Source organism: Aeromonas sp. 5HA1, from assembly GCF_029237245.1.
In the GTDB taxonomy this organism is placed as follows: Bacteria; Pseudomonadota; Gammaproteobacteria; order Enterobacterales; family Aeromonadaceae; genus Aeromonas; species Aeromonas salmonicida.
Genome location: NZ_JAACFW010000028.1, coordinates 36,227 through 48,920 on the forward strand (window position 1 = coordinate 36,227; position 12,694 = coordinate 48,920).

Annotated in this window: 9 protein-coding genes; 5 read left to right on the forward strand and 4 right to left on the reverse strand. The window is 57.1% G+C overall.

The annotated features are described in order from the left end of the window. Window positions 1-93: 93 nt before the first annotated feature. Window positions 94-1,479: a DASS family sodium-coupled anion symporter gene (locus GWQ27_RS19850; protein ID WP_021138281.1), complete on the forward strand. Its 1,386-nt coding sequence runs from the start codon at window positions 94-96 to the stop codon at window positions 1,477-1,479. Between the two features lie 65 nt (window positions 1,480-1,544). On the opposite strand, the gene GWQ27_RS19855 is transcribed toward GWQ27_RS19850, so the two are convergent. Together GWQ27_RS19855 and GWQ27_RS19860 are read right to left on the reverse strand one after the other, a co-directional pair. Further along, complete coding sequence (locus GWQ27_RS19855) at window positions 1,545-4,022, reverse strand: glycogen/starch/alpha-glucan phosphorylase (protein WP_021138280.1); 2,478 nt, start codon at window positions 4,020-4,022, stop codon at window positions 1,545-1,547. A 387-nt stretch (window positions 4,023-4,409) separates the two neighbouring features. Then, window positions 4,410-4,607 carry a DUF4250 domain-containing protein gene (locus GWQ27_RS19860; RefSeq protein WP_005311031.1) on the reverse strand — a complete coding sequence of 66 codons (198 nt, stop codon included), beginning with the start codon at window positions 4,605-4,607 and terminating at the stop codon, window positions 4,410-4,412. 232 nt (window positions 4,608-4,839) lie between these two features. On the opposite strand from GWQ27_RS19860, the gene GWQ27_RS19865 reads away from it, so the two are divergent. Continuing rightward, entirely contained in the window at window positions 4,840-5,331 is a 492-nt protein-coding gene (locus GWQ27_RS19865) for a cell division inhibitor (protein ID WP_099993470.1), read from the forward strand. 291 nt (window positions 5,332-5,622) lie between these two features. Here the strand turns inward: GWQ27_RS19865 and GWQ27_RS19870 are convergent, their stop codons facing one another. Next, a complete protein-coding gene (locus tag GWQ27_RS19870; RefSeq protein WP_275908150.1) occupies window positions 5,623-7,146 on the reverse strand; it encodes a fumarate hydratase in 1,524 nt (507 codons plus the stop codon). A gap of 295 nt (window positions 7,147-7,441) precedes the next feature. Between GWQ27_RS19870 and pabB the strand changes: the two genes are divergently transcribed. The 3 genes from pabB (at window position 7,442) to GWQ27_RS19885 (ending at window position 10,887) form a co-directional block, all read left to right on the forward strand. Beyond that, window positions 7,442-8,731: an aminodeoxychorismate synthase component I gene (pabB, locus tag GWQ27_RS19875; protein WP_275908153.1), complete on the forward strand. Its 1,290-nt coding sequence runs from the start codon at window positions 7,442-7,444 to the stop codon at window positions 8,729-8,731. Window positions 8,732-8,805: 74 nt separating this feature from the next. Continuing rightward, the gene (locus GWQ27_RS19880) at window positions 8,806-9,372 is read left to right on the forward strand and encodes a CoA pyrophosphatase (protein ID WP_059113760.1); all 567 of its coding nucleotides are present in this window, start codon (window positions 8,806-8,808) and stop codon (window positions 9,370-9,372) included. A 216-nt stretch (window positions 9,373-9,588) separates the two neighbouring features. After that, window positions 9,589-10,887: a serine/threonine transporter gene (locus tag GWQ27_RS19885; RefSeq protein ID WP_034523441.1), complete on the forward strand. Its 1,299-nt coding sequence runs from the start codon at window positions 9,589-9,591 to the stop codon at window positions 10,885-10,887. Window positions 10,888-11,389: 502 nt separating this feature from the next. Here the strand turns inward: GWQ27_RS19885 and sstT are convergent. After that, window positions 11,390-12,640 (reverse strand): serine/threonine transporter SstT, encoded by a 1,251-nt coding sequence (sstT, locus tag GWQ27_RS19890; RefSeq protein ID WP_059113759.1) that lies wholly within the window; start codon window positions 12,638-12,640, stop codon window positions 11,390-11,392. Window positions 12,641-12,694 lie beyond the last annotated feature (54 nt).

Genomic DNA, 12,694 nt, shown 5'->3' on the forward strand with positions numbered 1-12,694 from the left:
GGCATGGTTTGACGACTTTCCCCTGTTTCAAACAGGGGAATAATTGTAATCTCGGCAACACAACAACAACCATAAATTAACCGAGAGAACAATATGCACACATCGGCTGTACCCTCGACTACTCCATCTCGCTGGCTGGACATCAAATCCGGGATTGTCATCCTGGATGTGCTGTTGCTCTGTGCCATGCTGGCCTGGCTGCCGTTTGATCCCATGGTCAACAAGGGGCTGGGGATCCTGGTCTTCATCGCCATTCTCTGGCTGACCGAAGCCCTGCACGTCACCATCACGGCGCTGCTGGTGCCCCTGCTGGCCACAGTGCTCGGGGTGTTTGACATGGGCAAATCCCTCACCGACTTTGCCAACCCCATCCTGTTCCTGTTTTTCGGTGGTTTCGCCCTCGCAGCCGCCCTCTCCAAGCAGGGGCTGGATACCCTGATGGCAGGCAAGGTAATGCACCTGGCCAATGGCCATCTGGGTTGGGGTGTCATACTGCTGTTTACCATCACGGCGGCCATGTCCATGTGGATCAGCAACACGGCAACCACCGCCATGATGCTGCCGCTGGCCATTGGCATGCTGGCGCGTCTCGACAGCCAGCAGGATCGTGCCACCTTCGTCTTCGTGCTGCTGGGTATCGCCTATAGCGCCAGCATAGGCGGCATCGGCACCCTGGTCGGCAGCCCACCCAATGCCATCGCCGCCGCCCAGATGGGAATTGGCTTTACCGACTGGATGAAGTTTGGTGTGCCTGTGGTGCTGATCCTGATGCCTTGCGGCATTGCCCTGCTCTATCTGGTGACGCGTCCGCAGCTCAACCACAGAGTGGAGATCCAGGATGTCACCATCAACTGGACCCGCGAGCGCAAGGTAACCCTGGCAATCTTCCTGACTACGGTCGTACTCTGGATCGGCTCTCAACCCATTGCCAAGGCACTGGGGGGCATCCCGCAATTTGACACCCTGATCGCCATGGGTGCCATCATTGCCATCGCCGTCAGCCGGGTCGCCAGCTGGGATGACATCAATCAGAACACCGACTGGGGCGTGCTGATGTTGTTTGGTGGTGGCCTGACCCTGAGTGCCATTCTCAAGGCAACCGGTACCAGTGCCTTCCTGGCCAGTCACCTGTCGGCCGTATTGGCCGATGCCAATATCTTCATCATTCTGCTGATGCTGGCGGCATTCGTGGTGTTCCTGACCGAACTGGTCTCCAACACCGCCACCGCCGCCCTGCTCATCCCGCTGTTTGCCGGTGTTGCCGAAGCCCTGGGGGTTTCTCCTGTCGTCATGGCCGTGTTGATCGCCATAGGTGCTTCCTGCGCTTTCATGCTGCCGGTTGCCACCCCACCCAACGCCATCGTCTTCGCCAGCGGTCATATCCGCCAGAAGGAGATGATGAAAGCCGGGATGGCCCTCAACATTGTCTTTGTCATTCTACTGGCGGTCCTGGCCTACTTTGTTGGCGACATTCTCTGATCCCCAAGTGGCCCTTGAAACAAAAAGCCCTCGCATTGCGAGGGCTTTTTCATATCAAGAAGTTATCAACCTTGTACGTTGCAGCTCTTCAGGTTCCAGATCCGATCCACGTAGTCCTGGATGGAACGGTCCGAGTTGAACTTGCCCATGGTAGCCGAATTGATGATGGCCTTCTTCGCCCACAGCGCCGGATCCCGGTACCAGGTATCGATGAGCTTGTGCGCATCGGAGTAGGAAGCAAAATCGGCCAGGGTCAGGTAGGGATCCCCCCCTTCCAGCAAGGAGCGCTTGATGGAGGAGAGTTCCCCCGGCTTGCCCGGCGTGAAATAGTCGGTGTCGAACCAATCCAGCACGGCCTTGAGCTCGGAGTTGGCATAGTAGAAATCGTACGGGTTGTAGCCGCGCGCCTTCAGAGACTTCACCTCATCCACGTTCAGACCGAAGATGGCGCAGTTTTCGGCACCCGCCTCTTCCGCGATCTCGATATTGGCCCCATCCAGCGTGCCTATGGTGATGGCGCCGTTCAGTGCCATCTTCATGTTGCCGGTACCGGAGGCTTCGTAACCGGCAGTGGAGATCTGCTCGGAGACATCGGCCGCCGGGATCAGCTTCTCGGCCAGACTCACGCGGTAGTTCGGCATGAACACCACTTTCAGCTTGCCCTGGATGCGAGCATCGTTGTTGACCCGCTCCGCCAGCTTGTTGATGGCGTAGATGATGTCCTTGGCCAACTTGTAACCGGGCGCCGCCTTGGAGCCAAAGATGAACACGCGCGGGTGCATGTCATAGTCAGGGTTCGCCAGCAGACGACGGTAGAGCGCCATGATATGAATGAGGTTCAGCTGTTGGCGCTTGTACTCGTGCAGACGCTTGATCTGGACATCAAAGATCGCCTCGGCACTCACATCGATGCCGGTTTCGGCCTTGATGACCTTGACCAGTTTCTCCTTGTTATGACGCTTGATGGTCATGAACTGCTGCTGGAATGCCTTGTCGTCGGCAAACTTGGTGACGGCGCGCAGCTTGTCGAGCTGCAGCGGCCACTCTTTGCCCACCACTTCGTTATAGAGCTCGGCCAGCTCTGGGTTGCAGGCCAGCAGCCAGCGACGTGGGGTCACGCCGTTGGTAACGTTGCACATCTTCTCTGGCCACAGCTCGGCGAACTCGGGGAAGAGATCCTCTTTCACCAGCTTGGAGTGGATCTCGGCCACGCCGTTCACCTTGGACGAACCGATCACGCACAGGTTGCCCATGCGCACCTTGCGTACATCCCCCTCTTCGATGATGGAGAGCTTGGCCTTGATGGCATCGTTGCCTGGCCACTTGGGTTCGACCAGATCGCTCAGGAAGCGGGCGTTGATCTCGTAAATGACTTCCAGGTGACGGGGCAGCACCTTCTCAAACAGGCTGACAGACCACTTCTCCAGCGCTTCCGGCAGCAGGGTATGGTTGGTGTAGGAGAAGACCCGATAGCAGATGGCCCAGGCGGCATCCCAGTTCAAGTCTTCCTCATCCACCAGCACCCGCATCAGCTCAGGGATAGCTACGGTCGGGTGGGTATCGTTGAGCTGAATGGCAATTTGCGCGGCAAAATTGCTGAAGTCACTGCCATGCACCCGCTTGTAGCGGCGCATGATGTCCTTGATGGAGCAGGCACAGAAGAAGTACTGCTGGATCAGGCGCAGCTCTTTGCCCGCATCTGTTTCATCATTCGGGTAGAGCACCTTGGAGATGGTTTCGGCCTGGGCTTTTTCAGCCTGGGAATCGATGTAACCACCGGCGTTGAACACGTCCCAGTCGAAAAACTCGGAGGCGCGGGATTCCCACAGACGCAGGATATTGACGGTGTGACCGCCAAAGCCCACCACAGGGATATCCCAAGGCACCCCTTTGATCTTGCGGCCTGCGTGCCATACCTTCTTCAGGCCACCCTTGTCGCCGAACACGGTTTCCACATAGCCGTAGAGCGGGATCTCCTGCACGGATTCCGGGCGGCAGATCTCCCAGGGATTGCCATATTCACGCCAGGAGTCCGGGCGTTCGATCTGGCGACCATCCTTAATCTCCTGACGGAACAGGCCGTGCTCGTAATGGATGCCATAACCGACAGCCGGGTAGTTCAGGGTGGCAAGGGAGTCGATGAAGCAGGCAGCCAGGCGGCCAAGGCCACCGTTGCCGAGCGCCATGTCCGGCTCTTGTTCACACAAATCGGTCAGTTCCAGACCGAGTTCACCCAGCGCCTCTTCACACACTTTGTACAGGGAGAGGTTGTGCAGGTTGTTGGAGGTCAAACGCCCCATCAGAAATTCAGCAGAGAGATAGTGAATCGCACGAGTATCTTTCTTGAAGTGAGTCTGCTGAGTACGGGTCAGGCGCTCGTACACCTGTTCGTTGACGGCGGCTGCGGTTGCTTTCCACCACGCTTCTGGCGAGGCTTTCTGTTCGCTTGTACCCAAGGTAGAACGCAGGTGACGCACGATACTCGCCTTGAGCTGATCTTTATCCAGTTGGAGATCCTGGTCTGTCTTCTTCTTGGTAGCCATAAACCATTTCCTTCGTTACAGAATAATAAAATTGTTATCCCATCAGGGACCGGTGCTGTTGTTATCTCAGAATATGTTCCGGCGTGGGCATACTAGCTAAAGCCGATGGTTTAAAAGTTAACGCAAGTCACACTTTAACGTATAAAAATGACAGTTCAAGCTTGAAAACCCTTTCCTGAAACTTATTAACCAGGAACGCAAATTTCATTTAAAATCAGCAATTTAACAAATAAATGCAAATATAAATCCGTGAATAGGTTTTCAATCATTGCCAAGTACTGAAAATCCATGAAAATAACTGAAAATTCAGCGCACATTGAAAACGATTTCAATGTGCGCTGTTCATAAAGCAAGATTGGACCCCCGATGACGACGATCGACTCCCCTTCAACCATGGGCCTTGAACTGATTGCTCATGGGGTCGTAGTGATAGCCTATCTGCATTAACCGGGTAGCCAGTTGATCCTCCGTCATGTCGTAATAAGCCAGTAGCTCCTCCAGGCCATCACACTCCAGGCGCAGCTTTTCATTGATGATCCCGAGCAGGATATTGGCATCCAGCCGTTGCAAGGTACTGACGTCCATCTTCATCTCTCCTCTTCATCCAGATACTGTATAACCATGGGCGCCACCTCCCTCTTTGTCCACAGCCTAAAAAATAAGCGCCCCGGTAAAAATAAAATATCTTTTACAATCAATTATATGAGTTCATCCCCTGCCAGCTTGATCACATTTTTGGCCATAAATGGCTTGTCACTGACCTGAGTTGCAACTACTGTATACACATACAGCATGGTTATCCATACAGGACAAACATATGAGCCAGCCCATGAGTCACCTCCCTTTCGCCGCGTCTGTCAGCATGAGCAATCCCTGGCCAACCCGCCATCAAAGCAAGGTGGAAGAAGCGTGCCACACCGCGCCTGCCAACGATGAGCTGCCATTGCTTGATGAGCTGGTGAGGTTGAGCCATGGCGACACGGGCTGGATCCTGCTGATTGCCCCGCCAGGCCTGCCAGTGGCCAAACAGCTGCAGGCTCAGGGGATCAACCCCGCTCGGGTGCTGGTGGTTCACAGCCCCAAGATCAAGAACTGGCAGCTAATGCTGGAGCAGAGTCTGGGCAATGGTCACTGCGCAGCCGTCTTGACCTGGCTGCCTGCACAGGTTTCGCTGGATCGCGTCAAGCTGAGCAAACTGGGGCAACGCTTCGGGGTGCTGACCCGCTTTTTCGAGCCTGCAGGAACGCTACTGCCCGTGCACAGCGGCCCGCTGGCCTACGGCGGACAGGATGTCTACCTCAACCACTGATGGTCCAGAACAGCCTGGAGACTCGGAATCGCCGTGAAGAAATGGACCAAGGGGAGAAGGGATCAGGCAAGAGCGCCAGAAAAGGGCCCTAGAAGAGTGACCAAGCAGAAGTGACTCGTCTGGTCTGTGCGCCTGAGCCAGTACCAACGCCAACCTGCGGGGCGATAGAAAAAGGCGACCCTGAGGTCGCCTTTTTACGCTGTCACCCAATGTCACAGACGGCCTGGTCGTTTGCTCATGCCACCCCACAGGAATGATGCGAGTATCCTTGGCCCTGGCTCAACACGACGCTCAGGAGAGCTTGCCATCCAGCTCGGCAATCTTGGCCGACCAGTAGGCCGGGCCTGTTTCGTGGATATTGTTGCCTTGAGAATCAACAGCCACCGTCACTGGCATATCTTCCACCTCGAACTCGTAGATGGCTTCCATACCCAGATCGGCAAAAGCCACCACCCGCGACTTCTTGATCGCCTTGGCGACCAGATAGGCTGCGCCCCCCACGGCCATCAGATAAACGGCTTTATGCTGCTTGATACTCTCGACAGTTTTGGGGCCACGCTCTGACTTGCCGATCATGCCGATGAGACCGGTTTCCCCCAGCATCATGTCGGTGAACTTGTCCATTCGGGTGGACGTCGTGGGACCGGCAGGGCCAACCACTTCGTCACGAACCGCATCAACCGGGCCAACGTAATAGATGAAACGGTTGGTGAAATCGACCCCTTCCGGCAGACCCTCGCCATTTTTCAACATGTCGGCAATGCGCTTGTGGGCTGCATCGCGACCGGTAAGGATCTTGCCGGAGAGAAGTACTGTGTCGCCGCTCTTCCAGCTGGCGAGCTCCGCCTTGGTGATACCGTCAACATTGACACGACGCACATTGGCCCCGGCTTCGCGGGTGATCTCCGGCCAATCGGCCAGTTTCGGCGGGGTCAACTCGGCCGGCCCCGAGCCATCCAGCTCGAAGTGGACATGGCGGGTGGCGGCGCAGTTGGGGATCATCACCACCGGCTTGGAGGCGGCATGGGTCGGGGCACTCTTGACCTTCACGTCCAGCACTGTGGTGAGGCCGCCCAGACCCTGAGCACCGATCCCGAGCTTGTTGACCTTGTCATAGAGTTCGACCCGCAGCTTCTCTTCGGTGGTCTTGGGAACACGGGCGATAAGCTCCTGAATATCGATGTGCTCCATCAAGGCTTCCTTGGCCAGCACGGCCGCCTTCTCGGCGGTGCCACCAATGCCGATGCCCAGCATACCGGGCGGGCACCAGCCGGCGCCCATGGTCGGCACGGTTTTCAGTACCCACTCGACGACATCGTCGGATGGGTTGAGCATCACCATCTTGGATTTGTTCTCGGAGCCGCCGCCCTTGGCCGCTATGCTCACTTCCACCTTGTTGCCCGGGATCATGTCGATATGCACGACAGCAGGGGCGTTATCCTTGGTGTTCTTGCGGCTGCCGGCCGGGTCGGCCAGCACGGAGGCGCGCAGCGGGTTGTCCGGATTGGTATAAGCACGGCGCGTCCCCTCATCCACCATCTCCTGTACCGTCATGTCGCTGTCCCACTGCACCTGCATGCCTATCTTGACGAAGCAGGTAACGATACCGGTATCCTGGCACAGGGGACGATGTCCTTCGGCTGACATGCGGGAGTTGATCAGGATCTGGGCCAGGGCATCCTTGGCGGCCGGGTTGACCTCACGGTCATAGGCAGCCTTGGCAGCATGGACGAAATCAAGGGGGTGATAGTAGGAGATGTACTGCAGGGCGTCGGCGACGGAATCGATAAAATCCTGTTTTTTAATGATGCTCATATCATCCTCACTGGTCCTTGTCTCCGTCGTGGTGGCAGAGCAAGGGCTTCCATATGAGCCGTGCTTCGGTGTCATAGTGTCAGGCGATATGCCTGTCGGCCCGATAGACAACGGCGTGTTTGTTCTAAAAATTCCGATGCCTATGATACGCTTGCCCCCCCATACCGGCTAGGGAGCAGGGTGCAAACTGTTGCCTGTGTAACAAAAAATGAAACCAACTCTTCATATCCACCACTTTGATCACCAGACAGCGCTGCATGCGTTGTTTGCCCGTCTGCATCATCAGCCCTGGGCCATGTTGCTCGAATCGGCCGGCCAGCAGGGAGCGGACAACCGCTTTGACATCATCAGCGCCGACCCGCTGGCAACCCTGCAGACAGAGGGGCCACTGACCTGGATAACCCGGGGCGAACAGTGTCTGTCGTTTGACACGGATCCCCTGACCCTGCTGGCACAATGGCAACGGGAGCTGCTGGGCGAGAAAGCACCGCACTGTGACGAATTGCCCTTTATTGGCGGCGCCCTCGGGCTGTTTGGCTATGATCTTGGCCGTCGATTCGAGCGATTGCCGACACTGGCCGCACAGGATGTGTCCGTCCCGGACATGGCAGTCGGCATCTATGACTGGGCCCTGCTGCGCAACGTAGCAAGCGGCGCCTGGCAGCTGGTGCATTGGGGTGATGAAGCAGGCCTCCATCGCCGGCTGCAGTGGCTGGCCGCGCAGCACGAGATGCCAACACCGCCATTTGCCCTGCAGAGCGAGTGGCGCAGCAACATGAGCCGCGCCGAGTACGGCGAGAAATTTGCGCGAGTACAGGCTTACCTGAGTGCCGGGGACTGTTATCAGATCAACCTGACCCAGCGCTTCAGCGCCGCCTATTGCGGCGATGAGTGGCAGGCTTATCAGGTGTTGTCCCGCGCCAACCGGGCTCCGTTTTCGGCCTTTGTTCGCCTGCCACAGAGCGCCATTCTAAGCCTCTCCCCCGAGCGGTTTCTGCTGCTTGATGATCGCCATATAGAAACCAAGCCCATCAAGGGTACCCGCCCCCGACTCGCCGATCCGCAGCAAGATCGGGCCAGCGCCCTCGAGCTGGCTGGCGCCGACAAGGACAGATCAGAGAATCTGATGATCGTGGATCTGCTGCGCAACGATATCGGCAGGGTGAGCCGTCCGGGCTCCGTCAGCGTGCCCAGCCTGTTTGCCGTGGAGTCGTTCCCGGCGGTGCATCATCTGGTGTCCACCATCCACGGCGAGCTGGATAGCCGCTGGCAGGCGGTGGATCTGCTGCGCGCCTGTTTCCCGGGCGGTTCCATCACCGGCGCCCCCAAGATCAGGGCCATGGAGATCATCGAGGAGCTGGAGCCCCAGCGCCGCAACGCTTACTGTGGCAGCATCGGCTATCTGAGCCAGCATGGCCGGATGGACACCAGCATCTGCATCCGCACTCTAATAGCGGCAGACGGCCAACTGCACTGCTGGGCCGGGGGTGGCGTCATCGCCGACTCCGATGTGGACAGTGAATATCAGGAAACCTATGACAAGGTGGCCCGCATACTGCCGTTGCTGGATAGGCTGAGAAGCTGACAGAATGGATAACGGAGTGACCAGAAAAGAAGCCCAAGCGCAGGATTGAGAGACGATTCGAGAAAATAAACAAGATGGACCGCGCCGAACTGCTGACCCGCTTTTTACTGCAACGCCCTGCCCCCGCCCATCGCCTGACGGTGGCAGGGCTCAAACCTGCTGCCGTCTTGCTGCCTCTGGTGGAGCGTGCTGACGGCTTGCAACTGCTGCTGACCCGCCGCAGCGCACACCTGCGTCATCATGCGGGACAGATAAGCTTCCCTGGCGGGCGGCAGGATCCGGGCGATCACACCCTGATCCACACGGCATTGCGGGAGACCTGGGAGGAACTGGGCATCATACCGGCTCAGGTCGAGATCATCGGTACCCTGGCCCCCCTCAACACCATTTCCCAATACGATGTGCTACCCGTGCTGGGGCTGGTTGCCGCCGATTATCAACTCACCTTGAGCCAGGATGAAGTGGCTCAGGCCTTTGAAGTACCACTCCATCATCTGCTGGACCCACGCCACCACATAGCCCTGACCATTCCAAGGGCCGATCAGCTGCACACCATCTACTGGATACCCTGGCAGGATCACTTCATCTGGGGGGCGACTGCCAGCATGATCCGCCAGCTATCCCACCAACTTGCCATGTAACATTTTGCAAACATATTCCAGTGCAATATTTGCGCGTTAACAATAAACTAACGTATGGATTTCTAAAAAAAAATTGATTTTTTATTCTTTCGATCACATTTCTATAAAAGTGTGAGGGTTTATCCCTCGCAAAGGTGAATTTGATCAACATTTTTGATTAAAAAAACCGTATCCTTGCGCCGACTCAACAAAAAACACACATTCGGGGTGAGACACATGTCAAATACAGTCACAGGCGCACAGGACGTTGCAGCCGCACAGGAGCAAGGAACGAGCTCAATCCAATCTCGCGGTTGGAGCAAACAAGACTCTACCTGGGTTATCAGCCTGTTCGGCACTGCCGTCGGCGCGGGTATCCTGTTTCTGCCCATCAACGCTGGCATGGGTGGCTTCTGGCCACTGGTGGTCATGGCGCTGCTGGTCGGTCCCATGACCTATCTGGCCCACCGTGGCCTGGCCCGTTTTGTACTTTCGTCCAAGCGACCCAATGCCGACATCACCGAAGTAGTGGAAGAGCATTTCGGGGTGGGCGCAGGTAAATTAATCACCCTGCTCTACTTCTTTGCCATCTACCCCATAGTGCTGATCTACGGTGTCGGTATCACCAACACGGTCGAAAGCTTCATGGTCAACCAGTTGCAGATGGCTGCCCCTCCGCGCTGGATCCTCTCCATCGTGCTGATCATGGGCATGATGTCTGTGATGCTGGCCGGCGAGAAGCTGATGCTGAAGGTCACAGAGTTCCTGGTCTACCCGCTCATCGCCATCCTGGTGGGTATCTCCTTCTACCTGATCCCTGACTGGACGGGTGCCGCCCTGTCCCAGGTGCCGTCTGCCAAGGATTTCGCCACTACCTTGTGGCTGACCATCCCGGTACTGGTGTTCTCCTTCAACCACAGCCCTGCCATCTCCAGCTTCTCTTTGGCCCAGCGTCGTGATCATGGCGAACATGCGGTCGAGAAGTCCGATGCCATTCTCAAGCGCACTGCCACCATACTGCTGGGCTTCGTGATGTTCTTCGTCTTCTCCTGCGTCATGAGCCTGACCCCGGCCCAGCTGGCAGAAGCCAAGTCACAGAACATTGCCGTGCTCTCCTATCTGGCGAACCAGCACGCAAGCCCCCTCATCTCCTACTTCGGTCCGCTGGTTGCGTTTGTCGCCATCGTATCCTCCTTCTTTGGCCACTACCTGGGTGCCCGTGAAGGTCTGAAAGGGATGATCGTCCAAAACATGCGCAAATCCGGCAAAGAGCCGAACCACAAGAAGGTGGAGATGTTCATCATCGCCTTCTTCGTCCTCACCCTGTGGGGCACGGCCATTGCCAACCCCTCCATCCTGGGCATGATTGAATCTCTGGGTGGCCCCATCATCGCCACCATTCTGTTCATCATGCCGATGTACGCCATCAAACGCGTGCCAGCCATGGCGAAATACCAGGGACACATCAGCAACGCGTTTGTTGCTCTGATGGGTACCATTGCCATCTCCGCCATCCTTTACCAGCTGTTTGGCTAATCACCAGACCATAACGGTAAAGCAAATGCCCGCCAGTGATGGCGGGCATTTTTTATGCACAAATAACCCATTCCTCCAATGGTAAACCGCACTCTCCAGCGGCAATGCCGCTATCCACGAACGCAATAGACCCAGCCCTTGGCGATGCGGGACTCGGCTCAGCCAGGGCGTCTTCGAGAAGCACGGCTCGGCCAGCTCTCATCGCATTGCCTGGCCGGCGCGTAGCTTGTCTCCCTTGAACACCCCAGCCACACTCCTTGCTCCTTTCATGACAGGATCCCGGTTGTCGTATGCTGGCCGGACATGGGAAGCGGCTGACAGCTAGCCCATCCGGCGGGTATGTCTGTTGGCATGCTGGCCCCTGTTTACGCCATGACCTTCAGCCCACACGCTTCCATCCCATCGAAGGGATCTCATATCCTGATGCATTCGGCCAGCGATAGCGCACATAAAAAAACGCCCTCACAAGAGGGCGTTTTCAATGGTTTGATGAAGCTGACTATCAGGCTTCGCGGCTTGGCAGCGGCGCGGCATCCAGCAGGGTTTCATCTTCGGCCATACAGGCAGCTGCGGTGAACAGCACGTCGGTGGAGCTGTTGAGGGCTGTCTCGGCAGAATCTTGCAACACACCTATGATAAAGCCCACGGCAACGACCTGCATGGCGATGTCGTTGCCGATGCCAAACAGGCTGCACGCCAGCGGGATCAGCAGCAAAGAGCCACCAGCCACACCGGAGGCGCCACAGGCACTGATGGTAGCCACCACAGAGAGCAGCACAGCGGTAGCCAGATCCACTTCCATCCCCAGTGTGTGCACCGCCGCCATGGCAAGCACTGTGATGGTGATAGCGGCGCCGGCCATGTTGATGGTGGCGCCCAGCGGAATGGAGACCGCATAGGTATCTTCCGGCAGACGCAGTTTTTCACATAGCGCCATGTTGACCGGGATGTTGGCGGCGGAGCTGCGAGTAAAGAAGGCGGTCACGCCGCTCTCTTTGAGGCAGGTCAGCACCAGCGGATAGGGATTGCGTCTGATCTTCCAGAACACGATGAGCGGGTTGACCACCAAGGCGATGAACAGCATGCAGCCAATCAGCACCAGCAGTAACTGGGCGTAACCAAACAAGGCATCGAAGCCGGTTTCGGCCAGAGTGGATGCCACCAGCCCCAGAATACCGAGGGGCGCGCAGCGGATCACTACCTTGACGATGGCAGAGACACCGTGGGACAGGTCGGTGATCAGGGCCTTGCTGCTGTCATTGGCGTGACGCATGGCGATGCCCAGGCCGATGGCCCAGGCCAGAATGCCAATATAGTTCGCATCCATCAGCGCCTTGACCGGGTTGGTCACTATGTTGAACAGCAAGGTTTGCAATACGTCTGTGATGCCCCCTGGCGGCGTGATGTCCGCCGTGTTGGCCACCAGATGCAGGGTGGTGGGGAACAGGAAACTGGCAATCACCGCCACCAGGGCCGCGGCGAAGGTACCGAACAGGTAGAGGGCCAGCAGCGGGCGAATATTGGTTTTCTGGCCCTGCTTGTGGCCGATGATCGCCGCCATCACCAGCACGAATACCAGCAGCGGCGCGACCGCCTTCAGTGCACCGACAAACAGGCTGCCGAGCAGACCGACTGCTTTGGCCCATTCGGGCATGAACATGGCAAGGAGGATACCGAATACCAGACCGACCAGGATCTGGCTTACCAGACTGGTGCTGTTGACCAGTCTCATGAGGGGGTGTTGTTGTGTCATCAAATAGTCCCTGAGCACCGAAGTGCGTGAATCATTAGTCCTGTTGGCAACCAC

Bases quoted from the DNA above. Each gene is read 5' to 3' on its own strand.
- GWQ27_RS19885 (WP_034523441.1), top strand. From the start codon at position 9,589: ATGTCAAATACAGTCACAGGCGCACAGGACGTTGCAGCCGCACAGGAG.
- GWQ27_RS19860 (WP_005311031.1), bottom strand. From the start codon at position 4,607: ATGGACGTCAGTACCTTGCAACGGCTGGATGCCAATATCCTGCTCGGG.
- GWQ27_RS19855 (WP_021138280.1), bottom strand. From the start codon at position 4,022: ATGGCTACCAAGAAGAAGACAGACCAGGATCTCCAACTGGATAAAGAT.
- pabB (WP_275908153.1), top strand. From the start codon at position 7,442: ATGTTGCTCGAATCGGCCGGCCAGCAGGGAGCGGACAACCGCTTTGAC.
- GWQ27_RS19865 (WP_099993470.1), top strand. From the start codon at position 4,840: ATGAGCCAGCCCATGAGTCACCTCCCTTTCGCCGCGTCTGTCAGCATG.
- GWQ27_RS19880 (WP_059113760.1), top strand. From the start codon at position 8,806: ATGGACCGCGCCGAACTGCTGACCCGCTTTTTACTGCAACGCCCTGCC.
- GWQ27_RS19870 (WP_275908150.1), bottom strand. From the start codon at position 7,146: ATGAGCATCATTAAAAAACAGGATTTTATCGATTCCGTCGCCGACGCC.
- GWQ27_RS19850 (WP_021138281.1), top strand. From the start codon at position 94: ATGCACACATCGGCTGTACCCTCGACTACTCCATCTCGCTGGCTGGAC.
- sstT (WP_059113759.1), bottom strand. From the start codon at position 12,640: ATGACACAACAACACCCCCTCATGAGACTGGTCAACAGCACCAGTCTG.